The 13,260-nt window shown below is 73.7% G+C and carries 10 protein-coding genes; 1 reads left to right on the forward strand and 9 read right to left on the reverse strand.

The features are described 5' to 3' along the window. Positions 1-9: 9 nt before the first annotated feature. Positions 10-1,314 (reverse strand): aminotransferase-like domain-containing protein, encoded by a 1,305-nt coding sequence (locus tag KME75_RS17725; protein WP_308282863.1) that lies wholly within the window; start codon positions 1,312-1,314, stop codon positions 10-12. Positions 1,315-1,575: 261 nt separating this feature from the next. Between KME75_RS17725 and KME75_RS17730 the strand changes: the two genes are divergently transcribed. After that, on the forward strand, positions 1,576-2,232 hold the full coding sequence (locus KME75_RS17730) for a GNAT family N-acetyltransferase (protein WP_372452621.1): 657 nt from the start codon (positions 1,576-1,578) through the stop codon (positions 2,230-2,232). Positions 2,233-2,299: 67 nt separating this feature from the next. Here the strand turns inward: KME75_RS17730 and KME75_RS17735 are convergent, their stop codons facing one another. The 8 genes from KME75_RS17735 to KME75_RS17770 form a co-directional block, all read right to left on the reverse strand. Next, on the reverse strand, positions 2,300-3,457 hold the full coding sequence (locus KME75_RS17735; protein ID WP_219415947.1) for an N-acetylmuramoyl-L-alanine amidase: 1,158 nt from the start codon (positions 3,455-3,457) through the stop codon (positions 2,300-2,302). A 208-nt stretch (positions 3,458-3,665) separates the two neighbouring features. After that, positions 3,666-3,992, reverse strand: a complete 327-nt coding sequence (trxA, locus tag KME75_RS17740; protein WP_219415948.1) for a thioredoxin — start codon at positions 3,990-3,992, stop codon at positions 3,666-3,668. A gap of 36 nt (positions 3,993-4,028) precedes the next feature. Next, entirely contained in the window at positions 4,029-5,027 is a 999-nt protein-coding gene (trxB, locus tag KME75_RS17745) for a thioredoxin-disulfide reductase (protein ID WP_308282861.1), read from the reverse strand. Between the two features lie 99 nt (positions 5,028-5,126). After that, positions 5,127-5,819, reverse strand: a complete 693-nt coding sequence (locus tag KME75_RS17750) for an RsmA family anti-sigma factor (protein WP_219415950.1) — start codon at positions 5,817-5,819, stop codon at positions 5,127-5,129. Further along, entirely contained in the window at positions 5,816-6,361 is a 546-nt protein-coding gene (sigM, locus tag KME75_RS17755; RefSeq protein ID WP_308282862.1) for an RNA polymerase sigma factor SigM, read from the reverse strand. Before sigM ends, KME75_RS17750 begins: the two co-directional genes overlap by 4 nt. 66 nt (positions 6,362-6,427) lie before the next feature. Next, a complete protein-coding gene (locus KME75_RS17760) occupies positions 6,428-8,032 on the reverse strand; it encodes a protein kinase family protein (RefSeq protein ID WP_219415951.1) in 1,605 nt (534 codons plus the stop codon). A gap of 155 nt (positions 8,033-8,187) precedes the next feature. Continuing rightward, complete coding sequence (murJ, locus tag KME75_RS17765) at positions 8,188-12,336, reverse strand: murein biosynthesis integral membrane protein MurJ (protein ID WP_219415952.1); 4,149 nt, start codon at positions 12,334-12,336, stop codon at positions 8,188-8,190. Continuing rightward, complete coding sequence (locus KME75_RS17770; RefSeq protein ID WP_219415953.1) at positions 12,333-12,827, reverse strand: NUDIX hydrolase; 495 nt, start codon at positions 12,825-12,827, stop codon at positions 12,333-12,335. The genes murJ and KME75_RS17770 overlap by 4 nt, the downstream gene beginning before the upstream one ends. Positions 12,828-13,260: the final 433 nt, after the last annotated feature.

Consider the following 13,260-nt stretch of genomic DNA (forward strand, 5'->3'; position numbering starts at 1 on the left):
AGGAAGGGATCAGGGCGTATGCGGGCTCGGCGCCTGGAGTCCCGCCTGGCCCGCGCCGCCAGGAGACAGCCGTGCGGGCGAACCGAACGTCCGCATGACGTCCAGCTCCGCCTCCAGCACTCCGGCGAGCCGTCGGACGCCCTCGGTGATGCGCTCAGGTGTCGGGTAGCAGTACGACAGCCGCAGCTGGCGGCTCCCGAACCCGTCGGCGTAGAAGCCGGTGCCCGAGGCGTACGCCACCCGCGCGGTGACGGCTCGGGGCAGCATCGCCTTCGTGTCGACGCCCTCGGGCACGCTGAGCCAGACGTAGAAACCGCCGTCCGGGACGTTCCAGCTGCAACCGTCCGGAAGGTAGGTCTCGAGCGCGGCCAGCATGGCGTCACGACGCTCGCGATAGGCCTCGGTGTAGCTCTTGATCTGGCTGCGCCAGTCGTGGGCCGCGAGGTAGCGCGACACCAGCATCTGGTTGAAGTTCGGCGGGCACAGCGCCGCCGACTCGGCCGCGAGCACCAGCCGGTCGCGCACCGCAGGCGGCACGAGCGCCCAGCCGACGCGCACGCCGGACGCGAACGTCTTCGAGAACGATCCGAGGTACACGACGTCGCGGTCCAGGGACCGCAGGGCGGGGTACATGCGGCCGCTGAACCCGAGCAGGCCGTACGGGTTGTCCTCCACCACGGCGACGCCATACGACGCGCAGATGTCGAGCACCTCGGCGCGGCGCTCCACGGCGAGCGTGACGCCGGCCGGGTTGTGGAAGTTGGGGATCGTGTACAGGAACTTGGGCGTGATCCCCTGCGCGGCGAGTGACTGCAGCGCCTCGCGCAGCAGGTCGGGCACGAGGCCGTGCTCGTCCATGGCGACGTGGACGACGCGGGCCTGGTACGCGGCGAAGCTGCCGAGCGCGCCGACGTAGGACGGGCCCTCCGCGAGCACGACGTCACCCGGGTCGCAGAAGATCCGTGTGACGAGGTCGAGCGCCATCTGTGAGCCGACGGTGACGACCACGTCGTCGGGGTCGGCCCGGATCCCCTCCTCCGCCATCACCTCGCAGATCTGCTCACGCAGCGCGGGCACACCCTGCGCGGAGCCGTACTGCAGCGCGACCTGGCCGTCGCGGGCGACCAAGTCGGCGACCTCGGCGGCGAGCGCGTCGAGCGGAAGCGCGGCGAGGTTGGGCATGCCACCGGCCAGGGAGACCACCTCGGGCCTGCTCGCCACCGCGAACAGCGCCCGGATCTCGGATGCCTTCATTCCCGACGTGCGGGCGGCGAAGCGCTCGGCAGGCACTGCTGCTGCTGCCGCTGCGGCGATCGCTGGTCGGGACGTGGGCGCGGCCGGATCGGTCACGGAGATCCTCCCTGGATGCGTCGACGCGGGCTCGCGGGCAGCGCGAGTCGTTCGAGTTTAGGCCACGGCCTAACCGGGATGGGGGAAAGACCTGCTCGTCGTCGCGGGTGAGACACCGGTCGCAGCATCGAGGGTGTCGCTCCGAGCTGGATCGATCTATCGTCGATGGCGGCCGACGCAACGGGCGGCGGCCTGTCGTGCGCGTGCTCGTCGCCGGAGGTTGGCTTGTCCTGGCATATGGCGGCCCTCACTCTGGACAATCTGGACGACCTGCCCAAGCGCTGCCGTCGGTGCGTGTTCTGGGAGCTGTCCGAGCACATGGGCAAGCAGGCCGTGGACCTCGGGTCCCCGGAGCTCGAGAAGGAGGCATGGGTCTCCGAGGTGCTCCTCGAGTGGGGCTCGTGCGGCCGGATCGTCCACATGGGCGGCGTCCCCGCCGGTTATATGATCTACGCGCCGCCGTCGGCCGTGCCCCGTGCCGCCGAGATGCCCACCGGCCCGGTGAGCGCCGACGCCGTCCTCCTCACCACGATGCAGGTGATGCCGGAGTTCTCCGGGGAGGGGCTCGGCCGCATGCTCGCCCAGGCCGTGGTGCGCGATCTCACCCGCCGCGGCGTCAAGGCGATCGAGGTCTTCGGGGACCAGCGCGCCGGTTCCGAGCCCGGGTGCCTGGTCCCTGCCGACTTCCTTCGCGGCGTCGGCTTCAAGACGATCCGCCCGCACCCGCGGTGGCCACGGCTGCGCATGGAACTGCGTTCCGCGATCACGTGGAAGGAAGACGTGGAGGCCGCGCTCGAACAGCTGCTCGGCGCGATCACGATCCCGATGCAGACCAGCGGCGCCGGGATGGAGAGCTACCGCCAGGTACCCACCCGCGGGTGAGCGGTCGGCAGCGGCCGTTTCAGGGCGCCCTGAGGAGCCGGCTGAGCGCCTCCCCCGGGCACCCGTGCTAGATCGCCTGCGCACCGCCGCGTTCGAGCTCACGGGCCAGCACATCCGAGAAAGTGAACGTTCCGGTCGGCTGATCGTCCTGACCGAGCAGGTAGAGCCGCTTCACGGCGACGAGAATGCCCTCGGCGACCACATCGCGGAACGCGGGATCGAGGAGACGCATCCGATCGCCGACATGGGTGAGGTAGCCGATCTCGACACGTACGGTGGGCATCCGGGTGAGGCGGAGCAGCTCCCAGGTGCGTGCCTGCGTGTGGCAGTCGAACATCGGGGTGCGCGTGAGCAGCTCCCGCTGGATGAAACCGGCGAGGGCCTCCCCCACCGTGGACGTGGCGCCCGAGCCGTTGCCGAAGTGGAACGTGGCGAGCCCCTGCGCGTGCATGCTCGAGTTGGCGTCGGTGTGCAGCGAGAGCACGAGGTCGGCGCCGGCGCTGTTGGCGAACGCGGCCCGCTCGGTGTCGGGGGGGCAGGTGTCCTCCTGCCGCGAGAGCATCGCGTCCATGCCGGTGGCCGCCATGCGGCCGACGAGGCGGCGCGCGAGGTCCCACATCAGGTCGGCCTCGCACACGCCCTTGACGCTGACGCCGCGGTCGGCGCCACCGTGGCCGGGATCGACCACGATCCGCTTGCCGCGCAGCCGCGGGCCGGCCTGGCGCAGCAGCTCCTGCTCGCGCAGGAGGTGCGGGCGGCCGCCGGTGACCTTGCGTCCGAGCTGACGGAGCGCGCGCAGGGTGGCCGGGCCGCACAGACCGTCGGGCACGAGGCCGTACTCGCGCTGGAACTTCCGCAGCGCCGCCTCGGTCTGCTCGTCGAACACGCCACCGGGGCGGCCCGGGTCATAGCCCAGCTCCAGCAGCCGCTCCTGCAGCGCCACGACGTCGTCGCCGCTCATCGGCGCCGAGATCATGAGGGCGAGCATCCGGTCGCCAAGGCTCCAGCCCGCCTCGCGCAGCGCGCGGTACGTGGCGGGCCCGACGATCCCGTCGGTGATCAGGCCGCGCTGTTGCTGGAACGCACGCACGGCGTGCTCGACCTCGGCGTCGAACCGGTCCTCGCCGGCCCCGGCCGCGGTGTCGGCGAGCAGGCCGAACCGTCGCAGCGTGGACCGGATCTCGACGACGGCCGGACCGCTGTCACCTCGGCGCAGCAGCTGCATGCACCCCTCGCTCGCTGTTCGTCGCACGGTGACGACGGGCGCTGGTGTTGGCGTACGCGCACCGCCGCGGCGGTGTCCCCGCCCCGTGCCATTGTGCCTTGCCCGATTGTGCGCGCCCGGCATCGGGCCGTGTCCGAATGTGTTCGTGTCGTGATACAGCAGTGCCCCGCCCCGTGACCCGGGGCGGGGCACCAGCGGATGATCTGCGTCAGCCCAGGTAGTCGGCCAGGTCCGAGAGCAGGGCGGCCTTCGGCTTGGCGCCGACGATCTGCTTCACCGGCTTGCCGTCCTTGAACACGATCAGCGTGGGGATCGACATGACCTGGTAGTCGCGCGTGGTCGACGGGTTGGCGTCGATGTCCAGCTTCGCGACGGTCAGGGTGCCCTGGTTCTCCCCAGCGATCTCGTCGAGCACCGGCGCGACCATCTTGCACGGGCCGCACCAGGTGGCCCAGAAGTCCACGAGGACGGTCTTGTCGCTCTTGAGGACGTCCGCCTCGAAGGTGGCGTCGGTGACCTCGACAGTGTTTGCCATGGTGATCTCCGTTCCTCGAACTCCTGGTAGGGGGTGTCAGCCGGTGACTGCGGCGACCTGCTCGGATGCGTGGCCGTAGCCCCCGCCGGCGAGCTCGCTGGGCACGGGGCCCTCCGCGAGCCACCGCTCGGCGTCGATGGCGGCGGAACATCCGGACCCGGCCGCCGTGATGGCCTGCCGGTAGGTGTGGTCGACGAGGTCGCCCGCGGCGAACACGCCCGGGATGGCGGTGCGCGTGCTCGGGGCCTCGACCTGCAGGTACCCGTTCTCGTCGGTGGTCAGCACGTCCTTGACGAGCTCGCTGCGCGGGTCGTGCCCGATCGCCACGAACATCCCGGTGACGTCGAGGGTGGACTCCTCACCCGTCGCGGTGTCGCGCAGCCTCAGCCCGGACACGCTGCCCTCGCCGAGCACCTCGACGACCTCGGCGTTGGTGCGCCAGTGCATCTTCGGGTCGTTCTTCGCGCGCTCCAACATGATCCGGGACGCCCGGAACTCGTCGCGCCGGTGCACGATGGTGACCGATCGGGCGAACCGCGTGAGGAAGGTGGCCTCCTCCATAGCCGAGTCACCGCCGCCGATCACGGCGATGTCCTGGTCGCGGAAGAAGAACCCGTCGCAGGTGGCACACGCGCTGACGCCGCGGCCGAGCAGCGTCTGCTCGCCGGGCACGTGCAGGTAGCGCGCTGCGGCGCCCATGGCGAGGATCACCGCGCGGGACCGGTAGGTGACGCCGTTGGCCACCACCGTCTTCACGTCACCCTCGAGCGAGACCTGCTCCACGTCCTCGGCGCGCAGCTCCGCGCCGAACCGCTGAGCCTGCCCGCGCATCTGCTCCATGAGCTCGGGGCCCATGATGCCGTCGGTGAACCCGGGGTAGTTCTCGACCTCGGTGGTGGTCATCAGGGCGCCGCCGAACTGGGTGCCCTCGAAGACCAGCGGCCGCAGCTGGGCGCGGGCCGCGTAGACGGCCGCGGTGTAGCCCGCAGGCCCCGACCCGATAATGATCAGTTCGCGCACCTCGTCGGTGGTCACTGGTGCCCATCCTTCCTCGTCCGCGTACGCGCTCTGCAACACCATCCCAGCACCGCGAATTCCACGCGGAGGCCGGGCCCGATCCGGAAGTGATCCGGCTCACCAGCCGGCGCGCTGCGAGGCGAGCAGGTGTCCCCCTTCGGGGCCGCAGGCCGGGTCGACGACCACCACGTCGAACACCCCGAGCTCACCCGTCGCGAGGACGAGCAGCACGCCTGCCCGCCCGTCGAGCTCCACCGGGAGCCCGCCGAGGAGCAGCGCGTCCGGTGCGACGCCGGGCGGGTCGACCGCGGCCAGGCAACCCGCGCGATGGGCCGGGTCGGCGAGTGCGCCGATGTCCCGGGTGTTCAGCGCCGTGCGTGCCAGCGCCGCGAGGTCGATCGGTCCCGGATCCGCGGGACGCCAGATCCCGGCCGCGGCGATGAGCGCGGCGAACAGGATGCCCGCCACCAGCGCGGGCCGGCGTCGCCTGGCCGCGGGGCGCAGGGCACCCGATCGTCCGGGTGGGCGCGAGCGGGTGCGCGAACGCTTCGTCGGACGGACCTCGCCCGCGGCCGCGGTGGGCGTGGCCTCGGCCTCCAGCGCCGCCGCCCATCGGCGCGAGATCTCTGCCGGCACGGCGGGCGCGGGGTGCGCCGCGAGCTCGGCCCGGGTGGCCGCGAGCGCGTCCAGCACCGACGCCGACCGCGGGTCGGCCAGCGCCGCCGCGCGCACCCGTTCCGCCGTCGACGCGTCGAGGACGCCGGCGTCGAGGTCGGCGAGCACGTCGAGGTCGGGTGGGCGGTCGGTCATCTGTCCTCCTCCTCCCGCAGATGGCCCAGCAGCACCGCGAGGCGGGCCCGGCCGCGCGCGCAGCGGCTCTTCACCGTGCCCACGGGGATCTCCAGGACCTCGGCCGCCTCCGCCACGGGCCAACCTTCCACGTCCACCAGCACCACCGCCACCCGCTGCTCCGGCGGCAGCAGCGCGAGCGCGTCGTCCACAGCCAGCCGCGTGGCGAGCTCGGCCGCCGGATCGGGGCGCCCGGCCGGGAGGTGGTGCTCCGCGAGCGGGACGAGCACGCGCCTGCGCTCCCGGCGCATCCGGTCGATGCAGGTGTTGACGACGATCCGGTGCAGCCACGTGACCGAAGCCTCACCCCGGTACGACCCGGCGCGGCGGTACGCCGCCACCAGCGCTTCCTGCACGGCATCGGCGGCGTCCTCGGGGTGGCGGAGCGTGCGCAGCGCCAGGCCCCACATGCGGTCGGTGTGTCGCCCGGCCAGCTCGCCGAACGCCTCCCGGTCACCGTCGCGATGGGCCGCGAGCAGCTCCGCGTCGGTCCGGCCGCCCACGATCGGAGAGTAGGCGGGGGACCCACCCGCGCGGGGGCGTTCGGGAAAACCTGCGGCAGGCCGCCGCTACGCGCCCGCCCTCCGGAACTCGATCTCGCTGATCTCGCTGGCGTACCCCTCGCCGACATCGGCGAGCGTGGTGATCCACAAGAGCACGTGGTTGACCGGCTGGCTCTCGGCCAGCGAGACCGGCGTGCGCCCGCGCTCGAGGGTGACCTCCGTGATCGGGGTGGTCTCGGCGAGCGGGGCGTCGGCCGATGGGGCGGACCGCACCTCGACCACGGTGCCCGCGCTCGGCGACTCGATGGCGAGCCCGGCCAGCTGAACCGCCGACTCGAACGACACCATGATCCCGATGCCGGGCTTGAGCGCGGGAAACTGCTGCTGGTAGGTGGACGTGGCCCACGCGGTTCCGCCGTCGCCGTCGAGCACCCGGGCCACCTGGTCGGCGTTGTCGCGGTCGCCCACGTTGTCGTAGACGTCCACGCCGGCGACCTCGACCACGGCTCCGGCGGCCGCAGGTGGAGTGACCGGCCCGGCCTGCGACGGTTCGACGGGAGCGCCCTGCACGACGATCGGCGGCTCGCCGCCGTCGGTGAAGACCGAGGTCAGCTGCACCCCGAAGTACCCGAGCACCATCAGCACGGCGGCGCCGAGCGCAGCCACCCCGATCATGAGCTTGCGCCTGCGCTCCGGGTCCGGCGGCGTGGTGGCGCGGCCTCGGTCCTGCCACACGTCCCCCGGCGCCGACGGGACGCCGTCGTGTGCCGGCGGGAACAGCGCGAGCCGATCGTGCTCGGCGACGACCTCGGTGAGCAGCCGGTGGACCGCGGCCGCGGTGTGCACGTGGCCGGGAACGCCGTCGGGCCCGAGCGCTCCCCTCGTGAGGGCGTCGAGCTCCACCGGCACGCCGGGACGCTGCTCCGACGGCGGGATGAGCGTGCCGGCGAACGTGCGGTCGGCGGCGGCCAGCCCGGCGCGGGCCGCGTCGGCGTCCGACAGCGGCCACCGTGACGTGAGGAGCGTGTAGAGGACGGCCCCGAGGCCGCGGACGTCGTCGGCGGGTGTGACGTCGGGCCTGGGCAGCGCGAAGCACAGCTGCGCCTGCCCGTCGGGGGTGATCCGGACGCGCTGCGGGTGGTCGCAGCCCAGCACCAGGCCGTGCCGGTGGGCGGCCTCGGCGGCGGCGGCGAGCGGGGCCACCGCGCGCGCCGCGGCCAGCGGCTTGATCAGTCCGTCGGCGACGACCTCGGCGAGGCTGCGCCCGGGCACCCACTCGGTGACCGCGGCGCCCAGCACGTCGGCGGGCAGACCGGCCGCCCCGAGGGACAGCACGTCGAGCAGCCGGGCGCACCCGCCGTGCTCGAAGCTGCCCGAACGCATGGCGCGGACCACCATCTCGCCGGCCCGCGCGGCCACGACGGGGTCGTCGTTGCCGGTGGGCCTGCGCAGTACGGTGATGGCGACGTCCCGCTGCAGGATCGAGTCCTCGGCCCGCCAGAACTCCGCGGCGGCGGCGGGATCGGAGCCGACGCGCGTGCGCAGCCGGTAGCGCCCGGCGAGCTGGGTGCCGGCGGTGGTGCCGGAGGAGGTGGCGGGAGCGACCGCCGGTGCCGTGGCCGCGTCCGCGGCGGGAGGGGTGCGTACGGTGGGGGTGTCCTGAGGGGACATCTGCTCGGGTACAAGTGGACGAGACGCCGGGTCGGAGCCCTGGGATGACGCCCGTCGTGGCGCCGCCGCACCTGATGGTGGGCTCGCCAAATCACTCACTGCTCCGACCTCCCCCGGGACGCCCGCAAACCGCTTCCCCCGGCGCTCAGCCTACGTCAGCGGCTGCCCCCACGCCGAGGTTTCGCCCGGTCGACGAGCCGTTCGAGTCTACTGATCACGGAGTCGAGTTCCCGTACCCGCAGCAGACGCATGGCGAGCACCGTGGCGGGTACGAACACCGCCGTCGCCACCGCGAGGACCGTCCAGGCGCGGGCGAGCGGCGAGAGTCCCGCGAGCAGCAGTGCGTCGAGCAGCGTGACCGCCCCGAGCGCCAGCAGGCCCGCGGCGACCGATCCGGCGAGGGTGCGTCCCGTCGTGCCCAGCACCGCCGCCGTCGGGAGCGCGCCGAGTCTGCGGCGCAGCAGCACCTGGCCGAGCACGGCTCCGGCCACGAACGAGACACTGTTGGCCGCGACCAGCCCCAGCACGACGTCCTCCGGCGGCAGCAGCACGGGGCACAGCAGCAGCAGCGGGATCTTCGTCGCGACCGTGACCAGCTGGATGAGCGTGGGCGTGCGGCTGTCGGTGAGCGCGTAGAACACCCGCAGCTGCAGCATCGTGATCGCGTACGGCAGCAGCCCGAACGCCGATACGGCGAGCGCGGTGCCGAGCTGCTCCGCGCCGTCCAGGGTGGCCTCGCGGAGCCCGAACAGCGCGATGCCCACCGGCGTGCCGAAGATCGTGAGCAGCACCGAGATCGGCACCAGGAACACCGCGGCGAGCCTGCTGCCCAACGCGAGGTCGGCCACGACGTCCTGGGTGCGGCCCTCGGCGGCGGCCCGGCTCATCCGCGGCATCAGCGCGGTGAGGATCGACACCCCGAGCACCCCGTAGGGCACCTGCAGCAGCAGCCACGCATTGCTGTAGATCGCGTAGGCCCCGCCGTCGGCCGCGGTGGCCACCTGCGAGGTCACGATGAGCCCGGCCTGTCCGACCAGGACGTAGACCACCGTCCACAGCGCGAGCCCGCCGGCCTTCGTCAGCCGCGGGTCCCAGCCCCACACCGGCCGGTACCGGAACCCGATGCGCCGCAGCGCAGGCACCAGCACGACCGCCTGCACGACGATCCCGAGCGTGGTCCCGACGCCGAGCACGAGCAGCCGGACGTCCTGCGGGACCACCAGGTAGACGCCGACCACGCCGATCACCACGACGTTGTTCAGCACGGGCGCCCAGGCGAAAGCACCGAAGGCGCCGCGGCTGTTGAGGATCGCACCGAGCAGCGCCCCGAACCCGTAGAACAGGATCTGCGGGAGCAGCATGTAGGCGAGCGTGGTCGCCAGCTGCGGGTCGGCGGTGCTCGTGGTCTCCCCGCCGATGTAGACCCGCACGAGCAGCGGCGCCGCCGCCATGGCCACAGCGGTGGCCAGCAGGAGCGCCACGCCGGTGAGCGTGAGCAGCCTGCGGGTGTAGGCCTCCCCGCCATCGCCGTCCTCGCTCTGGGCCCGCACGAGCAGCGGGATCAGCACGCTGCTCAGCACGCCGCCGAGCAGCAGCTCGTAGACGATGTTCGGCAGGGTGTTCGCGATCGTGTACGAGTCGTTGAGGATCGTCGCGCCGAGCACGGCGAACAGCGCGATCTGCCGCAGGAAGCCGGTGATCCGGCTCACCAGGCTGGCCACCGCCATGAGGCTGGTCGACCGCCCGATCGACGGCTGCTCCTTCGCGCCGCCCACGGCCGGGAGCTGCTCGGTCACCGCCTCGTCGGGGACCGGGTTCGTCAGCGGCTGGGGACGCGCGGCGGCGGCGGGCCGGGCGGCCTGCGATGGCGGTGCGGGGTGACCGTGGGGAGGCGGTCCGTGGCCGCGTCCGGGAACGGGTCGCCCGCCTGGTGGGAGGCCTCCCGGTCCGGGCCGGGGTCCTCCACCCCGGTCGCCGGCTCCTCCTGGCCCGCCCGATCCGCCGGGGGGCCCTTGGCTCAGCTCCCGCCGCTGGTCCGGCCGGTTCTCCGCGTGCCTGCCCGGCTCGCCGCGGATCCGGCGCAGCACCCGACGGACCGCCAGCACCACGAGCAGGACGCCCGCGCTCCCCGTCAGCCACACCGTGATGGTGCCGTAGGCGGTGGAGCGCACCTGCAGCCGGCTCGGCGGGCCGAGCAGCTCCCCCGCCGGAGCGCGCACCGCCGCCTGCACGGTGAACCGGCCGGACCGCAGCACCTCGGCGCTGACCTGCACCTGGCGCCGCCCCAGCGGCGGCACCTCCTGGACCGGGATCGGAGCCACCCGCAGCCCTGGTGACGGCGCGATCTCGACCTGGACCTGGACGGTGAACGGGAGCCCGTTCGCCACCGTGATCAACAACGGCGCGTCGGACGTCCCCAGCGAGTACGGGCCGGGCGGCTCCAGAACCCGGACCATGTTGCGCAGCTCGTCGATCCGCAGGTCGGCTGCCGTCGCCGCGCCGATCGCCGCCTCCGGTCGGCCCCGCCACGCCGCCGAGGTGGGCCACACGAGCCCGCGCTGCAACGGGGCGAAGACCTCGTCGGGGCTCACTCCGACGGCCGAGTCCTCCACGGCGGCCGACCGCAGGTCCGCGACGTCGTCGGCGGTGGCGCGCACGATCTCGACGACCGACGCGGGGACCTCGCGGCCACTCGCCGGGATCGGGTACGCAACGGGCTGCGCGCCCTCGTCCGCAGGCGGTCCGGTGGTCAGCACGGCCCCGAGCCGGGCCGGGGTGAGCCGGCCTGAGTCGATCAGCTCGTCGACGGCGACGAGCAGCGAGCGCGCCGCCGCGGTGCCCGCGGCCCAGTGGTGGGGCGGGGCGAGCACGCGCGGGCCCTCCGCCGACCCCGGCGACGCCTCGCCGGTGCGGAAGGCGAGCGCGCCGATGACGTCCTGGGCGGCCAGCGGCCCGACGGTGCCCGCGAGCGTGGTGGCGGGTGCCGCGGCCCCGCGCTCGATGACGGGGGTGGTCCCCACGGCCGGACCGCCCGCCGCCCGGGCGAGCAGCGGATCGGTCAACACGGCGAACTGGGGCTGCCTGCTGCCGGCGATCGGCAGCACCCCCCTGCTCCGCGTCGAGCCCGCCTGCTCGACGGAGTCCGCGGACAGCAGCAGCGAGCGGCCGTCGGCCTGCGCGATCTGCTCCAGCGTCGCCTCGTCGACCACGCCGTCGGCGGGCCAGATGCCGCCGTCGACGACCGGGGTCTGCAGCAGCCGGGTCAGCACCTCGCGCCCGTCGGTGACGGCCCGGGTGGCGAGCTCGCCGAGCTCACCGCGGGTGAGGGCCACGAGGTCGGCGTCGGCGTAGGGCAGCGCGATGACACAACTGCCACGCGCCACCGCGACGAGGTCGGCAAGCCAGCGCCCGGCGGCCTCGGCCCCGGTGCCGGGCACCCTGGTCCCGTCCGGGAGCAGGACGTCGTAGCCCGCCGTCATCGCCTCCGCCGTCTCGACGAGGTCGGGGTCGATCGCGAGGCAGGTGGCGTCGCGCACCCGCGAACCCACCGGGGCGGTCTGGGCGAGCGCCGCGACCAGCCCGCCGAGACGGCCGTCGGGGGCGAAGGAGGCGGCGAGGTCGTCGTCGGTGAGCAGGGTGCGCTCCCCCGGGACGGTCGGGAGCCTGCGCGGGGTGTCGGCGATCGGGTAGAGCAGCGCGAACGGCGTGGCGGGCCCCGCGTTCGCCGGCGCGTCCCGGATGGCGTCGGGCGTGGCCGGGTCGGCCGGCAGCGACAGCACCGGCAGCAGCATCCGCGCCGCGGCGAGCCGTGCCCGGTCGCCGTCGCCCGGCACCCCGTTGACGTTGACGAGCAGCTCGTGGACGCCGGTCGCGGACAGGGCGAGGGTCGTCTCGGGTGCCCCGCGCAGCGGCACGGCCAGCTGGATCGGCAGTTCGGCGCCCGGGGCGAGCACGCCGGGCAACGGGATGAACTGCGGGGTGACCGCGTCCGTGCGCGCGTTGCCGTCCAGGGCGTCGCGCACGTCGCCCTGGGTGTCGAGCGGGTTGCCCCGCTGCACCCGAATCACGAGCTCGTCCACCGGGACGTCGCCGGTGTTGGTGAGGGTGCCGGTGACGGTGAGCGTGCCGGGCCCGGTGGCGGTGACGATCCGCGGCACCATCTGCGTGAGCTCGAGTCGCAGCGGCCCGCCCGTGGCGACGGGCACGTCCTGGGCAGGCGCGGACGGCGCCGCGAGCGCCGCCCCGCCGAACGGCGCCGCGAACAGGATGAGAATGATCGCGACCAGGGCCGCGACCCGGTTCACGCGGTGTCCTCCAACAGCTCGGTGGCACGCCGGATCAACCGGCGCTCGTCGGCATAGGCGAGCCGGGACTCCAGCTCGTCGAGCGGCACCCACGCCACTTCGGCGACCTCGACGTCCTCGTCCGACAGCTCCCCGCCGAGCGCGCGCAGCAGGAAGTGGTGCACGGTCTTGTGCACGCGGCGGTCCTCCGCGACGAACCAGAAGTCGATGGTGCCCAGTGGCGCGACCACCCGACCGATGATGCCCGTCTCTTCCTCGACCTCGCGCACCGCCGCCTGCTCGGCCGTCTCCCCGGCCTCGATGTGGCCCTTCGGCAGCGACCACAGGAGCCTCCCCCTGCGGTCCAGCCTGCCGATCACGGCCGCGGTGCCCGTGACGTGGTCGACCACCAGCCCGCCGGCCGAGGTCTCGTCGACCGTGCGCAGGCGACGACGGCGGTCGGGCGGGCGACCCGCGCGCCGCCCCCCGGAGCGGCCGCGGGATGTGGACATGTGGCGATCGTAACGAGCAGAACGGTCCGACACGCGTCAGTGCCGAGCGGAGCGCGCCGCGCGAGCGGACCGCCCGGCCGCACCAGCCCGAACTCCCGCCCGAGGCCGCGTCCCGCGGGTCATGAACGCGGTCTTCGCGCCCAGATGGCCCCTGGCTGCGTTGTCGGCAGGCCCGGGTACGCCAGGTACGACGGCGCTTCCCCTCACCCACCCCGCCGGCTCCGCCGGCTGCCGTCCCCCGGTCCTCCGCCTTGCCAGGAACCATCTGGATCACGAAGCCCATCGCCCCTGACCCACGGGACACGGCCTAGGTGGCTGGTGTCGAACGGCTGGTTCGGGAGCGGGACCGGGTCGGCGTGTGGTTCATGCGGGCTCCTGGGTGGGGATGGGGCCAGGTGTCAGGCCAGGCCGGGATGCGGTTCCGCGGAACCCC

The sequence above is a fragment of the Pseudonocardia nigra genome (assembly GCF_019396355.1).
GTDB classification, from domain to species: domain Bacteria; phylum Actinomycetota; class Actinomycetes; order Mycobacteriales; family Pseudonocardiaceae; genus Pseudonocardia; species Pseudonocardia nigra.